The organism is Bacillus sp. AP50, assembly GCF_040492675.1.
Lineage (GTDB): Bacteria > Bacillota > Bacilli > Bacillales > Bacillaceae_G > Bacillus_A > Bacillus_A cereus.
The window spans coordinates 1-5,368 of sequence record NZ_JBEUTW010000113.1 but is presented as its reverse complement, the minus strand read 5'-3'; the positions used below and the strand labels follow the sequence as shown (position 1 = coordinate 5,368).

Below are 5,368 nucleotides of genomic sequence, written 5' to 3'. Positions count from 1 at the left end.
ATTATGAATTACACAGTATTTCAGTGGTTTAATAATTTTGCTGATTCATCCAAACTATTAGATACAATAATGGTTGCAATTACAAATAGCGCTGCATACGTAGCCATTTTATTTATGCTTATCTTATGGTTTAATAATGGAAAGAAAGAGAATGCAATTAGAAAACAATATACAGTTTTATATACGACGCTTTCGGTTATTATTGCATTAATAGTAAATGTTCTTATACATGCGGTATATTACCATCCGCGTCCGTTTGTATCACATGATGTACATCAATTAGTACCACATGCAGCAGATTCATCATTTGTTAGTGATCATTCTGTACTTGTATTTTCAATCGCCTTCGTATTTATTCTTAGAGGAGAAAAACTGAAATATATCGCGCTATTATGGGCAGTGTTAGTCGGTATATCACGTATGTATGTAGGTGTTCATTATCCTTTAGATATACTTGGTGCAGCTTTCATAACACTTGTTACGAGCGGTTTAGTAATGCAAAGTACACGTATGTTTGAACCAATAGCGAAATTCGTATTCAAAATGTATGCATTAGTAGCGAGACGAATTCCTTTCTTAGCAAAATATAACCATATCGCATAATTTTCTTATAAAAAGTTCCCCTTTGGAAATCCAGAGGGGAACTTTTTATAGTAAATAAGAAAAGAGTTTAGAGTGCTATGCAATCAAGTTTTGGTGAAGTTAATATTCGGAAATTTCACGCACCGTATTTTAATAAAATAAAACAAAAACAAAAAATAACAATAGTTAGTTTCGTATTGTTTTAAAGGAATTAAAAAGAAAACTTCGAAACATATAGTATCGTAAACAAAAACTACAAATTATAAAACGCATCTTCGTACGAATCCATTCCAAAAGAGAGGAGATAAGTATGCAAAAACTTCAAACGAATAAAGGCGCTCGATATATGATGATTGCTTTTATTGTTTTGTTTCTTATTATGATTTTGCGTATAGTCTATATTCAGGCAGTAGGAGTCGTGCATAATGTAAATGTAAAGGATCTAGCGGATGAACAACATAATAAAAAAGGTATTTTAGAAGCGAATCGTGGTACTATCTATGACCAAACCGGAAAGGTGTTAGTACAAGATTCTACAACATATCGAGTTGTTGTTAATTTAAAAGGAAAAGATAAAGTGAAAAATAAAGATGAAACCGCACAACAATTAGCCGATGCGCTTGAAATTGATAAAGAAGAAGTATTAAAAAACTTTCATGAAGGGCGTACGCAAGTTGAAATTGGGAAAATTGGTCGGAACTTATCTAGGGAAAAGAAGGAAAAAATTAATGATTTAAAAATACCAGGTGTATCTTTTATGTCGGAAAAAGCAAGAGTGTATCCGAATGAAGACTTTGCATCCTATATACTGGGTTTTGCTAGACCAGATGACAAAGGGAATACGGAAGGGAAGTTTGGGCTTGAAAAGAGTTTGGATAAATATTTGCGCTCGACAAACGGGAATATAGAATATGTGGGTACACGAAGGGGGATTCCGCTTACAAATGATATAGGTAAAGTAGAACCTGCTAAAAATGGGAATCACGTGTATTTAACGCTTGATAAACAAATTAATAGCTTTTTAGAAGAAGCGATGAACAAAGCACAAGAGCATTATGATCCTTCTATGTTAATTGGCATTATTGCTGATCCAAAAACAGGAAAGGTTTTAGCGATGGCTAGTAAACCTAGTTACAATCCTAATGTAGGTGATATCGAATACTTTTTAAATGATCCGATTGCAAATGCATATGAACCAGGTTCAACTATGAAAGTTTTTACGTTAGCAGCTGCCATTAATGAAGGTGTATATAACGGAAAAGAATATTTTCAATCTGGAAAATATTCCGTTGGTTCCTCTGATATAAAAGATCATAATGGTGGATTTGGATGGGGATCAATTACATTTGATGAAGGTTTTGAAAGATCATCAAACGTAGCTTTTTCTATTTTAGAAGATCAGTTACTGAAACCAAATAAATTTAAGCAATATATGAATAAATTTGGATTCAATCAAAAAACAGGAATAGATTTACCTGGAGAAAGTAAAAATACTTTATTATTAAATACGCAAATTCAACAGGTTACAACTTCTTTCGGTCAAGGTTCTACAGTAACTCCGATTCAATTAATCCAAGCGGCTACTGCTATAGCAAATGACGGGAAAATGATGCAACCATATATCGTTGATAAAGTTGTAAATCCAACAAACAAAGAAGTTATTATGGAAAATCAACCGAAAGAAATTGGGAATCCGATAAAAAAAGAAACAGCGGACAAGGTTAGAAGCTTAATGGAGCGTGTTATAACATCTTCAAAAGGAACTGGTACAATGTATAAAGTGGATGGTTATCCAATTGGAGGTAAGACAGGAACAGCACAAATCCCGAATCCTGAAAACGGCCGATATATGGAAGGGAAAGAGAATTACATTTTCTCCTTTTTAGGAATGGCTCCAATTGATGATCCGGAGTTAATCGTATACTTAGCTATTAAGCAGCCAAAGTTAAAAGGAGATGAATATGGAGCTCAGCCTCTTGCTGAAATATTTAAACCTGTTATAAAAAACAGCCTTGAATATTTAAAGGTGAAACCGTATACCGAAAAACAAATAGCTGATGCAGCGAAACAATCTCAATTAAAAGTACAAAATTATGTAAATCAATCGATGGGTACAGCAGAGAAAAGTGTAGAAAAAGAGAAGCTACAGCCGGTAATTTTAGGAGAAGGAAAAATAATAAAACAATATCCACAGTCTGGCGAGGTAATGAGTGAAGGTGATCGTATATTTTTATTAGGGAATAACGCACAAATGCCAAATGTAAAAGGTTGGTCCATGCGTGATGTTATGTATTTCTCTAAGCTTTTGAAATTAGATTTGAAAACTTCTGGTACAGGTTATGTAACGAGCCAAAGTATTGAAAAAGGACAAGATTTACATGAAGGAGATACACTAGAACTAGAATTAGAACCGCCGTTACAACCGTTAACAGAGGCGAATACGAATTAATTCAGGTATTTGGAAGGAGCTAGATGCAAATGGCTCTTTCTTTAGAGCTGTAAGTAATTTCACGCACCGTAATTTTCAGAAAAAACAATAAATAAATGAATTAATAGAGACACGGTATTAAATATCTGATTATTTTTTATTTACAGTTAAAAATAATTGTGATAATATGGAAAAAATCAAATGCAGTGAAGAGAAGAGTAAATAAAATGAATTTTTTACAGAGAGCTCCATTTAGCTGAAAAGGAGTAAAAATTCTTTATTGAACCAAGCCTCTGAGCAGCGCATCGGAACCTATTATTAGGGGATGGTGTGACGGGAGCTCCCGTTATAGAGCTATGGTATAAGCATGAGTTAGAATGCAGTACCTGATAAGGTTAATATGGTGACATATTAACAAACTAGGGTGGCACCGCGATGATAAATCTCGTCCCTAAGATTAAAAGTCTTGGGGGTGGGATTTTTTTATTGTTTTAAAACAATTTGGAAAGCGGGGGCCAAAAATGAAAAACTTTCTTAAAGATTGGAAATATCCTTTATTACTACTGTCCGGTGTTGGTATTGCGAATTTAGGGGCATGGATTTACTTAATAGCACTGAATGTACTTGTCTATAATATGGGTGGATCAGCCTTAGCTGTTGCTACTTTATATGTAATAAAACCATTAGCCACTTTATTTACAAACGCTTGGTCTGGGAGTATGATTGATCGTTTAAATAAACGGAAATTAATGATTCACCTCGATATATATCGGGCGTTATTTATCGCTATTTTACCTTTACTTCCGTCACTTTGGATTGTTTATGTATTTGTATTCTTTATAAGTATGGCCAGTGCAATTTATGAGCCAACTGCTATGACGTATATGACGAAATTAATTCCAGTAGAACAAAGACAACGTTTCAACTCATTACGTAGTTTAATAGGATCTGGTGCATTTTTAATTGGTCCAGCGATAGCAGGGGTTTTATTAATTGCGAGTACACCAGAGATTGCTATATATATAAATGCTATAGCATTTCTCTTATCAGGATTCATTACATTACTTTTACCTAATCCTGATAAGAAAGAAGATTTGGATACAACTAGTAATACATTATCTCTTACAGTATTAAAAAAAGATTGGAACACTGTTATAAATTTTAGTAGAAAACATGTGTATGTCGTATGTGTGTATTTCTTATTTCAAAGTATGTTCGTATTAGCAACTGCTATTGATTCACTTGAACTATCGTTTGCGAAAGAGGTATTACTACTAACAGATAGCGAATACGGTTTTCTAGTTAGTATAGCTGGTGCAGGAATTATTTTAGGTGCCATAACAAATACAATTTTATCAAAGAAATTAGCACCTTCATTTCTAATTGGAATAGGATCATTATTCATCGCAATTGGTTATTTAATTTATGCTTTTTCAAATGTATTTTTAATAGCTGCTATTGGATTCTTTATTTTATCTTTCTCTATGGCATATGCAAATACAGGATTTTATACATTTTACCAAAATAACGTTCCCGTTCATATAATGGGACGGATCGGGAGTATATATGGACTTGTTATTGCGTTAGTAACAATCTTTATTACAATATTATCTGGTGTTGCGACTCAGTTCATTTCTATACAACTTGTAGTTATTGTAGGTTCATTCATCATGTTATTTATTACTATCGTCTTGTGTGTGTTTACTTTATTCCCATCACAATCTAAGTTGTATTTTACTGAATCAATAAAGTGAAACTTTAATCAGGGGGCATCCCCCCCACTGATTATCAGCCCTCACCAAGCGGGCTTTTACGGGCAGCAGGGTCCCCACTTAACTTCTTTGCTTTCGCTGAATTTTGAGATGGGGGTCTTACTGCCCACACATAGCGGGATAAATTCGAAATGAACTTTGTGTTCTCATTAACAATTTATCGTATTTAATAAAAGGGTTCTTTCCCCTTTATATGGAAAAATCAATAAGGGGAAAGAACAATACCGAAAGATAAGGGTGGTTGTCGTGATAAAAACAAAAGATGAAATTGATAAAATTATAAAAGAAATACAAAAGAAAATAGATTTCTCTGGAGTAGTTTTAGTAAAAAAAGAAAAAGACTTAGTCTATGAAAAAGCTTTGGGTTACGCAAACCAAAGTGAATGTATAAACAATACGATACAAACAAGATTTGGCATTGCCTCAGGATGTAAAATTTTCACTGCAATTGGCATCTGTCAACTTGTTGAAAAAGGTTTTATTTCTTTTCATACAAAATTAAAAGATTGTCTAGAGATAAAATTTTCAAACTTCGATGAAGATATTACAATACATCAACTACTAACGCATAGCGCTGGTATACCAG

At 33.4% G+C, this 5,368-nt stretch carries 4 protein-coding genes and 1 other annotated feature; all 4 genes read left to right on the top strand.

What is annotated here, in order from left to right:
* The first annotated feature begins 3 nt into the window (after positions 1-3).
* Entirely contained in the window at positions 4-603 is a 600-nt protein-coding gene (locus ABWK52_RS10230) for an undecaprenyl-diphosphatase (protein ID WP_098541864.1), read from the top strand.
* 289 nt (positions 604-892) lie between these two features.
* Positions 893-3,031, top strand: a complete 2,139-nt coding sequence (locus tag ABWK52_RS10225; protein WP_098541866.1) for a penicillin-binding protein — start codon at positions 893-895, stop codon at positions 3,029-3,031.
* 176 nt (positions 3,032-3,207) lie between these two features.
* Positions 3,208-3,466, top strand: a binding site (T-box leader).
* Between the two features lie 65 nt (positions 3,467-3,531).
* Positions 3,532-4,764 carry an MFS transporter gene (locus ABWK52_RS10220; protein WP_353771929.1) on the top strand — a complete coding sequence of 411 codons (1,233 nt, stop codon included), beginning with the start codon at positions 3,532-3,534 and terminating at the stop codon, positions 4,762-4,764.
* A 264-nt stretch (positions 4,765-5,028) separates the two neighbouring features.
* Positions 5,029-5,368: serine hydrolase domain-containing protein (locus tag ABWK52_RS10215; RefSeq protein ID WP_353771928.1), on the top strand; the 340-nt coding region annotated here is incomplete at its 3' end.